General features: G+C 65.7%; 15 protein-coding genes. 10 read left to right on the top strand and 5 right to left on the bottom strand.

The window, feature by feature from the left end:
* Window positions 1-86 precede the first annotated feature (86 nt).
* From trpB to accD, 3 genes are read left to right on the top strand one after another with little or no spacing between them, the layout of a single operon-like run.
* Entirely contained in the window at window positions 87-1,286 is a 1,200-nt protein-coding gene (gene trpB / locus ACVCMJ_RS07355) for a tryptophan synthase subunit beta (RefSeq protein ID WP_447080783.1), read from the top strand.
* Between the two features lie 8 nt (window positions 1,287-1,294).
* Window positions 1,295-2,128: a tryptophan synthase subunit alpha gene (gene trpA, locus ACVCMJ_RS07350; protein WP_447080782.1), complete on the top strand. Its 834-nt coding sequence runs from the start codon at window positions 1,295-1,297 to the stop codon at window positions 2,126-2,128.
* A complete protein-coding gene (accD, locus tag ACVCMJ_RS07345; RefSeq protein ID WP_447080781.1) occupies window positions 2,125-3,006 on the top strand; it encodes an acetyl-CoA carboxylase, carboxyltransferase subunit beta in 882 nt (293 codons plus the stop codon). Before trpA ends, accD begins: the two co-directional genes overlap by 4 nt.
* Window positions 3,007-3,020: 14 nt before the next feature.
* On the opposite strand, the gene ACVCMJ_RS07340 is transcribed toward accD, so the two are convergent.
* The 3 genes from ACVCMJ_RS07340 to ACVCMJ_RS07330 all read right to left on the bottom strand — a co-directional run bounded on the left by ACVCMJ_RS07340 (window position 3,021) and on the right by ACVCMJ_RS07330 (window position 8,146).
* Window positions 3,021-4,037: a VOC family protein gene (locus ACVCMJ_RS07340; RefSeq protein ID WP_447080780.1), complete on the bottom strand. Its 1,017-nt coding sequence runs from the start codon at window positions 4,035-4,037 to the stop codon at window positions 3,021-3,023.
* An 82-nt stretch (window positions 4,038-4,119) separates the two neighbouring features.
* Complete coding sequence (locus ACVCMJ_RS07335; protein WP_447080779.1) at window positions 4,120-4,956, bottom strand: fumarylacetoacetate hydrolase family protein; 837 nt, start codon at window positions 4,954-4,956, stop codon at window positions 4,120-4,122.
* A gap of 280 nt (window positions 4,957-5,236) precedes the next feature.
* Window positions 5,237-8,146 (bottom strand): Rne/Rng family ribonuclease, encoded by a 2,910-nt coding sequence (locus ACVCMJ_RS07330; protein WP_447080778.1) that lies wholly within the window; start codon window positions 8,144-8,146, stop codon window positions 5,237-5,239.
* Window positions 8,147-8,609: 463 nt separating this feature from the next.
* Between ACVCMJ_RS07330 and ACVCMJ_RS07325 the strand changes: the two genes are divergently transcribed.
* Window positions 8,610-9,581, top strand: coding sequence for an RluA family pseudouridine synthase (locus ACVCMJ_RS07325; protein WP_447080777.1), 972 nt, complete (start codon window positions 8,610-8,612; stop codon window positions 9,579-9,581).
* A gap of 1 nt (window position 9,582) precedes the next feature.
* Window positions 9,583-10,323: an HAD family hydrolase gene (locus ACVCMJ_RS07320; protein WP_447080776.1), complete on the top strand. Its 741-nt coding sequence runs from the start codon at window positions 9,583-9,585 to the stop codon at window positions 10,321-10,323.
* Between the two features lie 14 nt (window positions 10,324-10,337).
* Here the strand turns inward: ACVCMJ_RS07320 and ACVCMJ_RS07315 are convergent, their stop codons facing one another.
* Together ACVCMJ_RS07315 and ACVCMJ_RS07310 are read right to left on the bottom strand one after the other, a co-directional pair.
* Complete coding sequence (locus tag ACVCMJ_RS07315; RefSeq protein ID WP_447080775.1) at window positions 10,338-11,045, bottom strand: SAM-dependent methyltransferase; 708 nt, start codon at window positions 11,043-11,045, stop codon at window positions 10,338-10,340.
* Window positions 11,046-11,052: 7 nt separating this feature from the next.
* Window positions 11,053-11,640 carry a Maf family protein gene (locus ACVCMJ_RS07310; protein ID WP_447080774.1) on the bottom strand — a complete coding sequence of 196 codons (588 nt, stop codon included), beginning with the start codon at window positions 11,638-11,640 and terminating at the stop codon, window positions 11,053-11,055.
* A 146-nt stretch (window positions 11,641-11,786) separates the two neighbouring features.
* On the opposite strand from ACVCMJ_RS07310, the gene ACVCMJ_RS07305 reads away from it, so the two are divergent.
* The 5 genes from ACVCMJ_RS07305 (at window position 11,787) to fabD (ending at window position 15,594) form a co-directional block, all read left to right on the top strand.
* Window positions 11,787-12,302 (top strand): YceD family protein, encoded by a 516-nt coding sequence (locus tag ACVCMJ_RS07305; protein ID WP_447080773.1) that lies wholly within the window; start codon window positions 11,787-11,789, stop codon window positions 12,300-12,302.
* Between the two features lie 66 nt (window positions 12,303-12,368).
* Window positions 12,369-12,551: a 50S ribosomal protein L32 gene (gene rpmF / locus ACVCMJ_RS07300; RefSeq protein ID WP_447080772.1), complete on the top strand. Its 183-nt coding sequence runs from the start codon at window positions 12,369-12,371 to the stop codon at window positions 12,549-12,551.
* A 25-nt stretch (window positions 12,552-12,576) separates the two neighbouring features.
* The gene (gene plsX, locus ACVCMJ_RS07295) at window positions 12,577-13,641 is read left to right on the top strand and encodes a phosphate acyltransferase PlsX (RefSeq protein WP_447080771.1); all 1,065 of its coding nucleotides are present in this window, start codon (window positions 12,577-12,579) and stop codon (window positions 13,639-13,641) included.
* Between the two features lie 21 nt (window positions 13,642-13,662).
* Entirely contained in the window at window positions 13,663-14,637 is a 975-nt protein-coding gene (locus ACVCMJ_RS07290; protein ID WP_447080770.1) for a beta-ketoacyl-ACP synthase III, read from the top strand.
* Between the two features lie 24 nt (window positions 14,638-14,661).
* Window positions 14,662-15,594, top strand: coding sequence for an ACP S-malonyltransferase (gene fabD, locus ACVCMJ_RS07285; RefSeq protein WP_447080769.1), 933 nt, complete (start codon window positions 14,662-14,664; stop codon window positions 15,592-15,594).

The raw sequence follows: 15,594 nt of genomic DNA, 5'->3' as shown, positions 1-15,594 counted from the left end.
GGTCCGGCTGCTAAAATGCCTGTTTGGCCGGCCGCTGCGATGCGCGGGTGCGCCGCCCCGGTGTTCTGTATGGAGCGAGTCTAGACTTGAAACCCTATCATTTGCCGGATGCCCAGGGGCATTTCGGAAAGTTTGGCGGTTCATTTGTCGCCGAGACGCTGGTGCATGCTTTGGATGCGCTGCGCGAGGCCTACACCCGTTATCGGGACGACCCTGAGTTCCAGCGCGAATTCGCCTACGAACTGGAACACTTCGTCGGGCGCCCCAGCCCGGTCTATCACGCCCGGCGCTGGTCGGAACAGCTGGGCGGGGCCCAGATCTGGTTCAAGCGCGAAGACTTGAATCACACGGGCGCGCACAAGATCAACAACTGCATCGGCCAGGCGCTGCTCGCCCGGCGCATGGGCAAGCCGCGCATCATCGCCGAAACCGGCGCGGGCCAGCACGGAGTGGCCAGCGCCACGGTGGCCGCGCGCTATGGCCTGGAATGCGTGGTGTACATGGGCAGCGAAGACGTCCGCCGGCAGGCCTCGAATGTCTATCGCATGAAGCTGCTGGGCGCCCGCGTGGTGCCGGTGGAGTCCGGCTCGCGCACGCTGAAGGACGCCTTGAACGAGGCCATGCGCGACTGGGTCACGAACGTCGAAAATACCTTCTACATCATCGGAACGGTGGCGGGTCCTCATCCCTATCCGCAGATGGTGCGTGACTTCCAGGCCATCATTGGCCGGGAATGCCGTGAGCAGATGCCGCGCGATGCGGGCCGCCAGCCGGACTATGTGGTCGCGGCTGTGGGCGGCGGCTCCAACGCCATCGGGATCTTCCATCCCTATATCGAGGACGAATCCGTCCGGCTGATTGGTGTGGAAGCGGCCGGCGAAGGGCTGGATTCCGGGCACCACGCCGCGTCGTTGAATCGCGGGGTGGTGGGGGTGCTGCACGGCAACCGCACGTATCTGCTTCAGGACGCCAATGGCCAGATCACGCAGACGCATTCCATCTCGGCGGGCCTTGATTACCCCGGGGTGGGGCCGGAGCATGCCTGGCTGAAGGATTCGGGCCGGGCACAGTACGTAGGCATCACCGACCAGGAGGCTTTGGCGGCGTTCCATGATTGCTGCCACATCGAGGGCATCATGCCGGCGCTGGAATCGGCGCACGCCATCGCTCACGCCGTGAAGCTCGCTCCCACACTCCCGCGTGATCAGATCATCCTGGTGAACCTTTCGGGGCGGGGCGACAAAGACATGCACACAGTCGCCGAATTCAGCGGCATCACGCTCTAGGAGGCGCCATGACTACCGAGAATGTCCGTCTGGCGACTCGTTTTGCCGGCTTGTCCGGCCGGGCGGCACTGATTCCCTACATCACGGCGGGTGATCCGCTGGCGGGCCCGACGCCGGCCCTCATGCACGCGCTGGTCGAGGCGGGCGCTGACGTCATCGAGCTGGGCGTGCCGTTTTCCGATCCCATGGCCGATGGCCCCGTCATCCAGCAGGCCGGTGAGCGCGCCATCGCGGCGGGCACCAGTCTGGCGGGCGTCCTCGACATCGTCGCGCAGTTTCGGCAGCAGGATGCCACGACGCCCGTGGTGCTCATGGGGTATGCCAATCCCATCGAATGCCTCGGCGCCGAAACGTTCATTGCCCGTGCCGCCGAAGCCGGCGTGGACGGCGTGCTGGTGGTGGATTACACGCCCGAGGAGTCAGTGGGGTTTGCCGAGCAGCTCAGGTCGGCGGGACTGGATCCCATCTATCTGCTCGCGCCTACGTCCACCGAGGCGCGCATGCGGGACGTCGCGCAATTGGCGCGCGGCTACATCTACTACGTGTCGCTGAAGGGTGTGACGGGGGCTGGAAACCTGGATACGGACGATGTGGGACACCATGTGGACGCGATTCGCCGCCATGTACACATTCCCATCGGGGTGGGCTTTGGCATCCGCGATGCGCAAAGCGCCGCCCGCGTGGCACGCCATGCCGATGCCGTCGTGATCGGCAGCAAACTGATCCAGGTCATCCAGGACGCTTCGCAGCAAGGCGGGCCGCAGGCCGCCGTTCATGCGGCCGCCCAATGGCTGGGCGGAGTGCGCCAGGCCATGGATCATGTTCAGAAAGGTCAATCATGAGTTGGTTTGAAAAAATCCTGCCGCCGCGCATTCACCGCAGCAGCGAGCCGGGCACCAAACGCGTCCCGGAGGGACTCTGGGTGAAGTGCCCCGCCTGCGAGGCGGTGCTCTACAAAGAGGACCTGCAGGCGACCCTCAATGTCTGCCCGAAGTGCGGGCACCATATGCGTTTGGGTGCGCGTGCGCGGATAGACTCCCTGCTGGACGCTGAAGGCCGCGAGGAAATCGGGGCACAGATCCGGCCCATGGATCCGCTGAAATTCAAGGATTCACGCCGGTATCCCGAGCGGATCACCGCCGCGGTCAAGCAGACGGGCGAGACCGAGGCCCTGATCGTGGTCAGCGGCACGGTGCTGACGGTGCCGGCGGTCCTGGCCTGCTTCGAATTTGCTTTCATGGGCGGTTCCATGGGATCGGTGGTGGGCGAGCGTTTCGCCCGCGGCGTGCAGCACGCGATCGACAAGCGCATGCCTTTTGTCAGTGTCACGGCCACGGGCGGTGCGCGTATGCAGGAATCCCTGTTTTCGCTGTTGCAGATGGCCAAGACCACGGCCATGCTGCATCAGCTCGCCGATGCGGGCCTGCCTTATATCAGTATCCTGACGGACCCGACCATGGGAGGGGTGTCGGCCTCGTTCGCCTTCATGGGCGACGTGGTGATCGCGGAACCCAATGCGCTGATCGGCTTTGCCGGGCCACGCGTAATCGAACAGACGGTGCGCGAAAAACTTCCCGAAGGCTTCCAGCGCGCGGAACTGCTGCTGGCCAAGGGTGCGATCGATCGAGTGGTGGACAGGCGCGAGATGCGTGCCGAAGTCGCGCATCTGCTGGCGCTGTTCACGCGCCAGCCGATCGAGGTCGTGGGGCAGCTTGCCTAGGCGTGTCCGCATCGTCACTGATCGGCGGGTACCGGTCCGCTATGCCGGGGGCCGGCCGAGCCAGAACACTCCGGGTCGGACTGGAGTTCGTAGTTGACGATGAAGTCATCGGGCACGGGCGGACCCCAGACGTACAGCGAGTCTTCCGGCGGGTAATCGCCGGCCGGCCAGTCCACGTTGGCGGACACATAGTCGATGTCGAAGGAATATTCCGCGTAGCCGCCCCAGGGGTCGCGCACATAGCGGAAATAGTTCGAACCCAGCACGTGCCGGCCCAACCCCCAGCCGCGCGGATGGCCCGCGTTGGCCATCTGCTGTGACCCCAGCCCGACGTCGTCGATGGAGGCGACGTCCCAGCTGCAGTGATGCAGCCCGTAGCCTCCCGATTTCGCAATCGCGATCAGGTGATGGTCGCTGCCGTGCGGCGTGTGAATGAAGGCGATGATCGATCCTGAACGGTCCGACAGACGCAGCCCCAGCACGTTCTCATAGAACGCCAGCCCAAGGTCCACATCGGGCGAAAACAGCAGGATGTGCGACAGCCGCCGGGGTTGCACGGTCCAGATCTGGTTTCGGTGCGGTGAGCGGCCCCGGGTGCTGGACTCCGGGGGGAAGATGCGTGCCGCCTTGTGGCTGGGAGAGGTTTTTTCGGCCACCACGATCTGGTGGGCGAGCCCGTCGGGGCCCGCGATCCAGAAATCGCCTTCGGTGCCAGCCTGTACCGGGCGGGGGATGCGTGGAACATGCAGAGTCTCGATCCGCGTGTGGAAGGCCTTCAGGTCGTCGGCAAAGACACCCCAGGTGATCCAGAGCAATCGCTTGACGGCGCCACGCAGGATGCGGCCCCAGCGGTGCGGGTTGCCGAAGGTGTAGAGGCCCAGCGCGCCGTCTTCGTCGCGCACATCCAGTCCGAAGGATTCGTAGAACTGCCGGGCAGCGGCCAGATCGGGCACGCTGAAGACGAATTCATGGACCGAATGCGCCGCCAGAACGCCCGGCCGGCGCGACGGCGGATCCGAAGATGGGATCATGGTTGTCTCCTGACTTTGGCGGTTGCCCGCAATCGCATCGGCTCCGATCGGGCACCGTGCGATTGCGGTCCCGTCTTTCGCGTTACACCACTTTTTGAGTCTGCGTCCCCAGCTTGTCCATGGCCAGCGTCACGGTGTCGCCTTTTTTTAGGAACTGCTGGGGCTTCATGCCCAGGCCCACGCCCGACGGCGTGCCGGTGATGACCACATCACCCGGAAGCAAGGTCATGAAGCGGCTCAGGTACGACACCAGGTAGGCCACCGGAAAAATCATGTCGGCCGTGTTGCTGTGCTGGCGGATCTGGCCATTGACCTTCAGTTCCATGTTCAGTGTCTGAGGGTTCGGAATTTCGTCAGCCGTGACCAGCCACGGCCCGATCGGGCCGAACGTGTCGAAACTTTTGCCCTTGGTCCACTGGCCGCCGCGCTTCAGCTGCCAGTCCCGCTCCGAGACGTCATTGGCGAGGCAGTAGCCCGCAACCAGGCCCAGGGCGTTCGCTTCGGACACATTCCGGGCGGTGGCTCCCATGACGAATCCCAGTTCGATTTCCCAGTCGGTTTCCGTGGATCCGGCCGGCAGCACGATGTCATCGTTGGGACCGCTCAGGCACGGAATCGCCTTGTTGAAGACCACAGGCTCCTTGGGGAGTTCCATCCCGGACTCTTCGGCGTGCTTGCGGTAATTCAGGCCGATGGCCACGAACTGGCGGGAGCCGGCGACGGGCGTTCCCAGGCGCGGAGCGCCGTTGACGGTTGGCAGCTTCGTCAGGTCAATGGCCTGGATGGATTGAAGCCGTTCGGGCGATAGCCAGTCGGGGGTCCAGTCCGAAACGATTCCGGACAGGTCGCGCAGATGTCCCTGGGCGTCCAATGCGCCGGGTTTTTCCGCCCCCTTGGGGCCAAAGCGTAAGAGTTTCACGGTGGGTTCCTCATGGTTGATGACGGCCGGGGACTAATTTCCATCCGTCCGCATGGAGTCATTCACTTTAGGCCATTGGCGATCTCGACGGAAGGGCCGCCGTAGCGCCTTGGGGGAGAGGGCCGCGATTTGCCGCCCTGGACTCCTCGCCGCCAGGCGGAAACAAGGCGCCTCACGTGGATGCCTGGCAAAGAAAAGCCTGGAGGTCCGTACGGACTTCCAGGCTTTGTTTGCAAGCTATACGGCCGCCGCGGGTCGTTGGACGCCCCGGCAGAGTCGCCTAGTGCGTTTCCACCTGCTGCATGGGTTCGCTTTCCACGACCGCGCGCGGCTTGCGAGGGCGGCCCAGCGGCTTGGCAGGCGCCTCCGGTTCCGCAGACGCGGGCGTGTCCGGCCGGGTTTCCACCATTTGCATCCCGGCGGCGGCCAGGGCCTCCTCGGCGGGCGGCACGATGATGGGATGCGCGCCGTGCGCCGCCGCAGGCGGGACAGGTTCCGTGTCTGCCGCTTCCGGGACCGTCTCAGCCAGCGGTTCCGCCGGTGTCTGCTCCTCAGGTTCGGCGTGCCGCGTTTCCCATTGTGCCGCAGGCGCCTGGGCTTCCGGCTCCGCGGCAGGCGCTTCCGCTTGTGGTTCGAACGCGACTGCCTGCGCCTGGGGCGCGGCTCCCTGCTCCGATTCAACGGCTTCGCCAGTGCGCAGCGGCGCTGCGGCGGAAACCGACGCGTCGTGCGACTGCGGCTGGCTCATTGCTTCCGGTTCGAAGTGGGGCGTCTCGTGGGTCGCCAGAGGCGCGCCACCGTCTTCTTCGGTCGACGACTGCTCGCCGGATTGAGCCTCGCCTGCCTCACCGCCGCGGCGGCCACGGCGACCGCGACGGCGGCGGCGCTTGCGTTCCGGGTCGGGAATTTCAGCGTTTCCGTCGTTTTCGAGGTCCACGTCGGGGCCGGCCGTGCGCGAGTCCGAATCGTCTCCGGCGGCGGGTTCGGCCTGTGCCGGTGCGGACTCTACCGGTGCTGCAGCAGCGGTTTCGGCGTCGTCAGCGGTGATGACCGTGTCCAGCGACTCATCGTCGCGCGGCGTGCCTTCTTCCTGCCGATGGCGTCCCCGGCTGCGGCGGTTGCGGCCACGGCGCGATTCGCCGGCTTCTGTGCCGACGGCTTCCGGGCTGATCTCGGTGGCCGAGGTCTGGACTGCTGCGCGGTCGCCGGTGTCGCGTTCGGTCATGCGTTCACGACGGTGGCGGTTCTCGGCCGATTTTTCGGTCCGTTCGGCGCGGTCCGCCCGTTCGGTCCGCTCCGCCCGTTCGGCGCGGCCCGCGTGTGCGCCCCGTTCACCCCGTCCTTCCGGACGGCGATCACCTCGGCGGCCGGAGCGTCCGTTCGCGCTGCGCCGGCGTTCGGAAGCGGTCTCCGGTTTGGCGGGTGCGGCGGGCGTTTCGGCAGCCGGCGCGGCCGGTTGTGCGGCACCGCCGAGCCATCCGAAGAGCCGCTTGATCAGGCCTCCGGACGCGGCTTGCGAGGCAGGGGCGGCGGCCGGCACGGTGTTCTCTGGCTGGGGCAGCCGTTCCACATGATGGGGCGCCGGCTGGGCGGGCTGGATCCCCTTGACCAGCGCTTCGGGACGCGGTTTGGCTTCCTGGGCCCGGTTGGGCTGCCAGATGAGTTTCTCTTCGGGCTCCTCGACGAGCTCGAAGCTGGTCTTGCTCTCGTCCAGCCGAGGATCGTCGTGGCGCAGGCGCTCGATGTGATGATGCGGAGTTTCCAGATTCTTGTTGGGGATCAACACCAGGTTGACCTTCAGGCGCGATTCGATCTGGCTGATGTCGTGCCGCTTCTCGTTGAGCAGGAATGTGGCCACGTCGACCGGCACCTGCGCATGCAGGGCGGCCGTGCCTTCCTTCATGGCTTCTTCCTGCAGCAGCCGCAGCACGTGAAGCGCGCTGGATTCCGCATCGCGGATCACACCGGTCCCCGTGCAGCGCGGGCAGGTGACGTGCGAACCTTCGTTCAGGGCGGGGCGCAGGCGCTGGCGGGATAGTTCCATCAGCCCGAAGCGCGAGATCTTGCCCATCTGGACGCGGGCGCGATCGAAGTGCAGGGCGTCGCGCAGGCGCTGTTCCACGGTGCGCTGGTTCTTGGTCTCCTCCATGTCGATGAAGTCGATCACGATCAGGCCGCCCAGGTCGCGCAGGCGCAATTGGCGCGCGACCTCATCGGCCGCCTCGACGTTCGTGCGCAGCGCCGTTTCCTCGATGTCGGCACCGCGTGTCGAGCGGGCAGAGTTCACGTCCACGGCAACCAGGGCTTCCGTGTGGTCGATGACGATGGAGCCGCCCGACGGCAGCGTGACCGTGCGGGAATAGGCCGTCTCGATCTGGTGCTCGATCTGGAAGCGCGAGAACAGCGGTACGTCGTCCTGATAGCGTTTCACGCGGTTGACGTTGTCCGGCATGACCACGCTCATGAAGGCCGTGGCCTGGTCGTGGATGTCGTCAGTGTCGACCAGGATTTCGCCGATCTCGGGCGAGAAGTAGTCGCGGATGGCGCGGATGACCAGGCTGGATTCCAGGTAGATCAGGATAGGGGCCTTGTTTTCGCGCGCGGCACCATCGATGGCGGTCCAGAGCTGCAGCAGGTAGTTGAGGTCCCATTGCAGTTCCTCGACGCCGCGGCCGATGCCAGCCGTGCGCGCGATCATGCTCATGCCCGAGGGCACCTCGAGCTGATCCATGGTATCGCGCAGTTCCTGGCGGTCGTCGCCTTCGACGCGACGTGAGACACCGCCCCCGCGTGGATTGTTCGGCATCAGGACCAGATAGCGCCCGGCCAGCGAGATGAAGGTGGTCAGTGCAGCGCCCTTGTTCCCGCGTTCTTCCTTTTCGACCTGGATGATGAGTTCCTGGCCTTCGGCAAGTGCGTCCTGGATGCGCGCCGTGCGCACGTCCACGCCTTCCTTGAAGTAGCTCCTGGCGACTTCCTTGAAGGGCAGGAAGCCGTGGCGTTCTTCGCCATAATTGACGAAGCAGGCTTCGAGGCCCGGTTCGATGCGGGTGATGACCCCTTTGTAGATGTTGCCCTTGCGCTGTTCGCGCCCGGCGGTTTCGATGTCCAGGTCGATGAGTTTTTGGCCATCGACAATCGCGACGCGTAATTCTTCTTGGTGCGTCGCATTGAACAGCATGCGTTTCATGAGTGGGTTTCTCCGTTGTCAGGGCGCGTCGGGTTCGACGCGCGACCACGGGTCGCCCGGTGTACAGCGCTGCAGTCTGCGGGAGACGGACGGTGCCGGCCAGTTACGCCGCGCCGACCTTCCGGGTATGAGGCACGGCGCGCCAACGGGCGCGAGGTTCTGGCAGCAGGGAGGTCAAGGGCACGATGGTGATTGACGAAAGTTTGCTGGGAACTGCGGACGCGTTCCAGAGGATCGCGCCCGGTGCGGAAGAGCGAGCAGAAATCTGCAACGTCGCACGCGGCAATCTGTCGATTCCTGCATTGGCATTGAGGCGCATGCACGAAACCGGGACAGGCCGGCGACCGGGGACCCGAAGACCTGGAACCTGGGCAGTACAATGTGATCCCTGCTGTCTGACGGAGATGCGCATTGGGCGTCTCTACGTCGGTGGTTCCGGGCCTCTACAGGCTGTTGCGATTATATGACGCTTTCCCCCTTGCGCAAAGTAGTTGTTTCTCCCCGTGTCGCGCCGACCGTGCGACTGGTGTCGGTGGGGACCGAACAGGCTGGTCAGCGCCTGGATAATTTTCTGTTGCGGGAATGCAAGGGCGTGCCCAAAAGCCATGTGTACAAAGCCATCCGCGACGGCCAGGTCAGGGTGAACAAAGGCCGTTGCCGGGCCGACACGCGCCTCGAGGCCGGTGACCACGTCCGCATTCCACCGTTACGTCTGCCGGACCCGGGCGCGCGCCGTCCGGCGCCGCCGGCAAACTTTCCGGTCATTTACGAAGACGCGCATCTCCTGGTGGTGGACAAACCCGCCGGCGTGGCCGTGCATGGCGGCAGCGGGGTTTCCTTCGGCGTCATCGAGCAGTTGCGTGCCGCGCGCCCCCAGGAGCCGCTGCTGGAGCTCGTTCATCGCCTGGACCGGGAAACCTCCGGGGTCCTGATGGTCGCCCGCAGCCGCAAGGCGTTGGTGGCCTTGCATGACATGATGCGTGAGCACCTGGGCCATAAACGCTATCTCGCCCTGGTGGTGGGGGATTGGGTCAATGATCGCCAGCATATCCGGTTGCCGTTGCTCAAGTACCTGACTCCTTCGGGGGAGCGACGCGTGCGTGTGGACGCGCTGGGGAAGGCGGCCCACACGATCATCGCGCTGCGGCATCGGTATGGCGGGGCGTGGTCGCTGGTGGAAGCCGAGCTTCGCACCGGCCGCACCCACCAGATCCGCGTGCATCTGGCCTCGCAGGGCCATCCCATCGCCGGCGACGAGAAATATGGCCCCGACGGCATTCGCGCCGCCCTGTCGTCTCAGGGGTTCCGGCGGATGTTCCTGCATGCGTGCAGCCTCGACATTCCGCATCCCGTCACGGGTGACCTGCTGCAGCTGCGGGCGCCGCTCCCGCCGGATTGCGAAGCGCTGCTGCGGCGTCTGGAAAAGGCGGGCTGAGATGGGCGCGCAACGCTCTTTCGAGCCGGGGGTGGACCCGTCGCGCGCGCGGTTGGCCGCGGGCGGCGGCTTCGGGCCCTACCGCGCGGTGATTTTCGACTGGGACGGCACGCTGATGGATTCCACCCATCACATTACCGGCGCGCTGATCGAGGCCTGCCGCGACCTGGGCCTGCGCGAACCGACCGTCCGGGAAGCCGGCTGGGTGATCGGCCTGTCGCTGCAGGCGGCCCTGTATCGATTGCTGCCCGATCTGCATGCCGACCGTGTCGATGCCTTCATCGAGCGGTACAAGACCCATTTCCGGGAATTGCAGCACGATATCGTGTTGTTCGAGGGGCAGATGACGCTGCTGCGCGAGCTGCGCGGCAGCGGGACCATCCTCGGCGTGGCCACCGGCAAGAGCCGTCGCGGGCTGGATGCAACCATCGAACGCCTGGGCCTGCAGTCCGTCTTCGATGCCACCCGCTGCGCGGACGAGGCGCGCGGCAAGCCCGATCCCGACATGCTGGAACAGCTCATGGTGGAACTGGCCCTGGCGCCCGGCGAGGTGATCATGGTGGGCGACACTACCCATGACATCCAGATGGCCCATGCGGCCCATGTGGACAGCCTGGCGGTAGCCTACGGGGCCCACTCGCTGGCAGAGCTGGAATCCGTCCAGCCGTCCGCGCTCGTGCGCACCGTGCCGGAGATGCAGGCATGGATCCGCGGCCATGCGGCGCCCGGGGCGGGCCGGTAGCCACGCCGTGCCGCCTAGCCAGCCAGGTACAGGAACAGCGTCGGCTTCTTTTCGAAATCGGGCGCCCCGTCCTTGCGCCATTGCGCAATCGTGCGGGTGCCGATCCATTCGTCCTCGCAGGTCAGGGAACAGGCGACGCACAGGCGTGTGGTCTCGCGCAGCGTCTGTATCAATGCTTCGAAAAGGGCTGCATTGCGGTAAGGTGTCTCGATCAGGATCTGGGTCTGTTGCTGTTTGTGCGAGATGGATTCCCAGGCGCGGAGTTGGGCATCGCGTTCATGGGCTTTGACGGGTGCGTAGCCATGGAAGGCGAATCGTTGCCCCTGGAGCCCGCTGGCCATGAGTCCCAGCATGATGGATGAGGGGCCGACCCACGGGACCACGCGGATGCCCAGGCGGTGAGCCTGGGCCACCACCTGCGCGCCCGGATCCGCCACCGCGGGGCAGCCGGCCTCCGATACCAGGCCCAGGTCCTGGTCGGGCGGCACGCTTTTCAGCCAGGCCAGGATGTCCTGGGCTGGCGTATCGGGCTTGAGGGTCTGGATTGAGATTTCCTGCAGCGGGATGGGAGTACCGATCTGCTTCAGGAACAAGCGGGCCGTCTTGGCGTTCTCCGCAATGAAATAGCGCAGTGCAATGGCGGCCTCGCGGGCGGCGGCGGGCAGCCAGTGCCGGGGGTCGTGATGACCCAGTCCGACCGGGATCAGGTGTAGTGTCGTCATGGGGATCTCAGGAAGGGGCGCCGGGCTGCAGCGGGTCCACGCCGCATTGGCGCAAGAGCCGGCACAGGGCGATGAGGGGCAGCCCGATGATCGCGGTGGGGTCGTCGCTGCGCACGCGTTCCAGCAGTGCGACTCCCATCCGCTCAATCTTCGCGCTGCCGGCTACGTCGTAGGGCTGTTCGGTTTGCAGGTAGTGCCGGATCTGGGCGTCGGTGAGTTGCAGGAACCGGCATTCGGTCGTGGCCAGATCCACCAGCCGACGCTCGCCCCGCGCAACACACACTGCAGTGTGAAACAGGACGGTCTGTCCGCTGAACCGCTGCAACTGTGCATGCGCGGCTTCGAACCCGTGCGGCTTCCCGAGTGGGACGCCCTGGAAGTCCGCGACTTGGTCGGAGCCGATGACCAGGGCGTCGGGGTGGCGGGCGAGGATGTGTTCGGCCTTTTGCCGCGCCAGGCGCCTGGCCAGCGCGGCCGGGGACTCCCCATCGAGTGGGCGTTCATCCAGATCCGGGGCGATGGCTTCAAAAGGCAGCGCCAGACGCTGCAACAGTTCGCGTCGATAGGCTGAGCTGGAGGCCAGGATGAGTTGCATGTCGCAGTGCGGGATGGGAAAACGCGTCAGTGTACTGCGGGGCGGATGTCTTCCTGGGGAAACCGGGCGACGGGAATTGACCTGGCTTGCACCGATCTAGTATCATCTAGAGTTTTCCTGGGTGCCAGAAGTTGCAATCACCGGCCATGGTCATCGATACGCTTTTGTTTGCGCGGTCGGCACGGACGATGGACGGGCGGCTGCCAGCCTTGTCATGCACGCGTCTGTGCCAGGATCTGCCGATGGAGCAGCCGGGAATTTTCGAGTGGCGGCTTGTCGGGCGGACCGATGCCGGCCGGTCGGATGCGGCGCGCGCTTGGCTGGATGTGCGGGTGCGCGGCCAGGTACGGGTGGTCTGCCAGCGGTGCCTCGCGCCTTTTGATCTTGAGCTCTGTGTGGATAGCACGCTGGGCCTCGTCGATGACGCGGCGCAGCTCGAGGCGGCGGATGCTCTGGAGACCGGGGGATGCGGATCGGAGACGGAGTATCTGGTCGCGGATCCGCATCTGGATGTGCAGGCACTCATTGAAGACGAGCTGATTTTGGTGTTGCCCTATGCGCCCAGGCACGACGTGTGTCCTGGGGCCGGGGCCGCCCCCGATCCGCTTGACGCGAAACGGCCTTCGCCGTTTGCGGCGCTGGCACGGCTCAGGAAGCATTGATTTTTCATTCAACACGTGGGCACTTGCTTCCCTTAAAATGGGCGGCCCCCGATTACAGGAGTCATCATGGCTGTTCAGCAGAACAAAAAGAGCCCGTCCAAGCGCGGCATGCATCGTTCTCACGATTTTCTGGCCGCTCCGGCGACGGCCATCGAGCCGACCACCGGTGAGCTGCATCTGCGCCACCATATCAGCCCCAACGGCGTGTACCGCGGCCGCAAGGTTCTGAAGACGAAGAACGACGACTGATCGCTGCGCCTCTTTCGTCGCATCGATGCCCAATCGCAACATCACTGTCGCCGTGGATTGCATGGGCGGCGATCATGGGTTGCCGGTCACTGTGCCGGCGACGATCGCGTTCGCCCGGAATCACCCGGACGCCCGCTGCCTGCTGGTGGGCGACGAGTCGCTGATCCGCCAGGCGCTGCAGCAGAATGCGGCACCGGCGGGCCAGTTCGAGATCCTGCACGCCTCCGAAGTCGTCACCATGCACGATTCGGTCGAGGTCGCGCTGCGCCGGAAAAAGGACTCGTCCATGCGTGTGGCTGTTCAGGCCGTGAAGGACGGACGTGCCGACGCCGCGCTGTCGGCCGGCAATACCGGCGCCTGGATGGCCATTTCGCGCTATGTGCTCAAGACCCTGGAAGGGATCGACCGGCCGGCGATTGCCACGGCCTTGCCCAATCAGCAGGGGGGGTCGACCACCGTGCTGGATCTGGGTGCCAACGTGGATTGCTCGGCGGAACACCTGTTGCAGTTCGGCTTGATGGGTGCGGCGCTGGTCTCCACGGTCGACGGCAAGGCGCAGCCAGTCGTAGGATTGCTGAATATCGGCGAGGAGCTCATCAAGGGCAACGACGTCGTCAAGCAGGCGGCCGAGCTGTTGCGGGCGAGCGGGCTGAACTTCCACGGCAACGTCGAGGGCAACGACATCTTCAAGGGCACGGTGGACGTGGTGGTCTGCGACGGTTTCGTGGGCAACGTGGTACTGAAGTCCGTCGAGGGCCTGGCGCGCATGATAGGCCTCATGATGCGCGAGGAATTCCGTCGCAACCCGCTGACCATGGCCGCTGGTCTGGTGGCCACCCCCGTCCTCCAGCGCTTTCGCTCGCGCGTGGACAATCGTCGCTACAATGGGGCGGCTTTGCTGGGGCTGCGCGGTGTGGTCTTCAAGAGTCACGGTTCGGCGGATGCCTATGCATTCGGCCAGGCGCTGCGGCGCACCCGCGAAGCTGTCGTCAACGACCTGCTGGCCGGCATCGGACAGCGGCTGGATGCACTGCGGGCGCACATGCCGGCCGCGGTTGCGGAACCAAGGTCGACGGATCAGCCTGCCTAGTCACTTTTTTCCGGAAACGATATGCCATACGCCAGGATCACAGGAACGGGCGGCTTTTTGCCCCAACGTATCGTCAGCAACGATGATCTGGCTGCGGATCTGGCGACGCGCGGTGTCGAGACGTCGGACGCCTGGATCGTGGAACGCACCGGCATCCGCCAGCGGCACATCGCCGAGCCGGGAACCAAAACCAGCGACCTGGCGACCCGCGCCGCGCGCGCCGCGCTGGAAAACGCCGGCATGTCGGCCGATGCCATCGACCTGATCATCGTCGCGACTTCCACGCCGGACTTCATTTTCCCCAGCACGGCCTGCCTGGTGCAGGCGAATCTGGGGTCGGGCGGCGCCGCGGCCTTTGATGTCCAGGCCGTGTGCAGCGGTTTCGTCTACGCGCTCGCCACCGCCGACGCTTTCATCCGGGCCGGCCGGGCGCACCACGCCCTTGTGATCGGCGCCGAGGTCTTCTCCGGCATTCTGGACTGGAGCGATCGCCGCACCTGCGTGCTGTTCGGCGACGGTGCCGGCGCAGTGGTGCTCAGCGCCTCTGAAGAACCCGGCATTCTGGCCGCGCGGCTGAATGCCGACGGCACCCAGCACCACATCCTGTGCGCGGCCGGCAACGTGGTTCGCGGCCAGGTGACGGGCGACCCATTCCTGCGCATGGACGGCCAGGCGGTCTTCAAGCTGGCCGTGAATTCCCTGACCCGGTCGGCGCGCGAAGTCTGCGATGACGCCGGCATCCCCGTTTCGTCCATCGACTGGATGGTGCCGCACCAAGCCAACATCCGCATTCTGAATTTCATCAGCCGCAAACTTGATCTGCCCGAGGAAAAGCTCATCGTCACGCTGGACCGCCATGCCAATACCTCGGCGGCCAGCGTCCCCCTGGCACTGGACGTGGCCTGGCGCGACGGTCGCATCCGTGCTGGGCAGACGGTGCTCCTACAGGGGGTTGGCGGCGGTTTCACCTGGGGCTCCGTCCTCGTGAAGATTTAGTCAGACGACACTGGACACTTCAAGATGAAGATCGCATTCGTATTTCCCGGTCAGGGATCCCAGACGGTCGGCATGATGGACGCCTGGTCGGGGGATGCTGCCGTACAGGCGACGCTGCAGGCGGGCAACGACGCGCTGGGTGAGGATCTCCGTGGGCTTATCGCGCACGGACCGGCCGAGACCTTGAACCTGACCACGCATACCCAGCCCGCCATGCTGCTGTGTTCGGTGGCGATGTATCGCGCCTGGCGCGAGGCGGGAGGCGCCGAACCCGCGCTGGTCGCGGGCCACAGCCTGGGCGAGTATTCCGCCCTGGTGGCAGCCGGCTCGCTCGATCTGGCCGACGCCGTACGCACCGTGCGGGTGCGGGCCCAGGCCATGCAGTCCGCAGTGCCGGTCGGAGAAGGCACCATGGCGGCCATCATCGGGCTAGACGATGATGCCGTTCGCCAGGCTTGTGCGCAGGCCGAGCAGGGACAGGCCGTCGAGGCCGTCAACTTCAATGCGCCGGGTCAGGTCGTGATTGCGGGCCACACCGGTGCCGTGGCGCGTGCCTGCGATCTGGCCAAGGCGGCTGGCGCCAAGCGGGCGCTGGCCTTGCCGGTGTCCGCGCCGTTCCATTCGCGGCTGCTGGAGCCCGCGGCCCGTGTGCTGGCCGGGACTCTGGCAGGGATCGTCGTGGCCCCACCCCGCATCCCGCTCATCAACAACGTGGATGTTGCGCAACCCACGGCTCCCGCCGATGTCCGGGACGCGCTGGTCCGCCAGGCCTGGCATCCGGTTCGTTGGGTGGAGACCATCATGGCCATGAAGCAGGCGGGGGTCACCCACATCGTGGAGTGCGGCCCCGGCAAGGTCCTGTCGGGCCTGACACGCCGAATCGACCGGGACATCCAATCATTCAACATTACCGATCCGGCGTCCTTGCAACAGACGCTGGAAGCCCTGGGAGGCTGA

The organism is Castellaniella sp. UC4447_H14 (assembly GCF_052978285.1).
Note: the sequence above shows the minus strand (reverse complement) of the source record. Positions and strands in the feature narration are given on the sequence as shown.

What these genes read in the sequence shown, in the direction of transcription:
- trpA (WP_447080782.1), top strand. Translation starts at nt 1,295, where the DNA reads ATGACTACCGAGAATGTCCGTCTGGCGACTCGTTTTGCCGGCTTGTCC.
- accD (WP_447080781.1), top strand. Translation starts at nt 2,125, where the DNA reads ATGAGTTGGTTTGAAAAAATCCTGCCGCCGCGCATTCACCGCAGCAGC.
- ACVCMJ_RS07340 (WP_447080780.1), bottom strand. Translation starts at nt 4,037, where the DNA reads ATGATCCCATCTTCGGATCCGCCGTCGCGCCGGCCGGGCGTTCTGGCG.
- ACVCMJ_RS07330 (WP_447080778.1), bottom strand. Translation starts at nt 8,146, where the DNA reads ATGAAACGCATGCTGTTCAATGCGACGCACCAAGAAGAATTACGCGTC.
- ACVCMJ_RS07325 (WP_447080777.1), top strand. Translation starts at nt 8,610, where the DNA reads ATGACGCTTTCCCCCTTGCGCAAAGTAGTTGTTTCTCCCCGTGTCGCG.
- ACVCMJ_RS07320 (WP_447080776.1), top strand. Translation starts at nt 9,583, where the DNA reads ATGGGCGCGCAACGCTCTTTCGAGCCGGGGGTGGACCCGTCGCGCGCG.
- ACVCMJ_RS07315 (WP_447080775.1), bottom strand. Translation starts at nt 11,045, where the DNA reads ATGACGACACTACACCTGATCCCGGTCGGACTGGGTCATCACGACCCC.
- ACVCMJ_RS07310 (WP_447080774.1), bottom strand. Translation starts at nt 11,640, where the DNA reads ATGCAACTCATCCTGGCCTCCAGCTCAGCCTATCGACGCGAACTGTTG.
- ACVCMJ_RS07305 (WP_447080773.1), top strand. Translation starts at nt 11,787, where the DNA reads ATGGTCATCGATACGCTTTTGTTTGCGCGGTCGGCACGGACGATGGAC.
- rpmF (WP_447080772.1), top strand. Translation starts at nt 12,369, where the DNA reads ATGGCTGTTCAGCAGAACAAAAAGAGCCCGTCCAAGCGCGGCATGCAT.
- plsX (WP_447080771.1), top strand. Translation starts at nt 12,577, where the DNA reads ATGCCCAATCGCAACATCACTGTCGCCGTGGATTGCATGGGCGGCGAT.
- ACVCMJ_RS07290 (WP_447080770.1), top strand. Translation starts at nt 13,663, where the DNA reads ATGCCATACGCCAGGATCACAGGAACGGGCGGCTTTTTGCCCCAACGT.
- fabD (WP_447080769.1), top strand. Translation starts at nt 14,662, where the DNA reads ATGAAGATCGCATTCGTATTTCCCGGTCAGGGATCCCAGACGGTCGGC.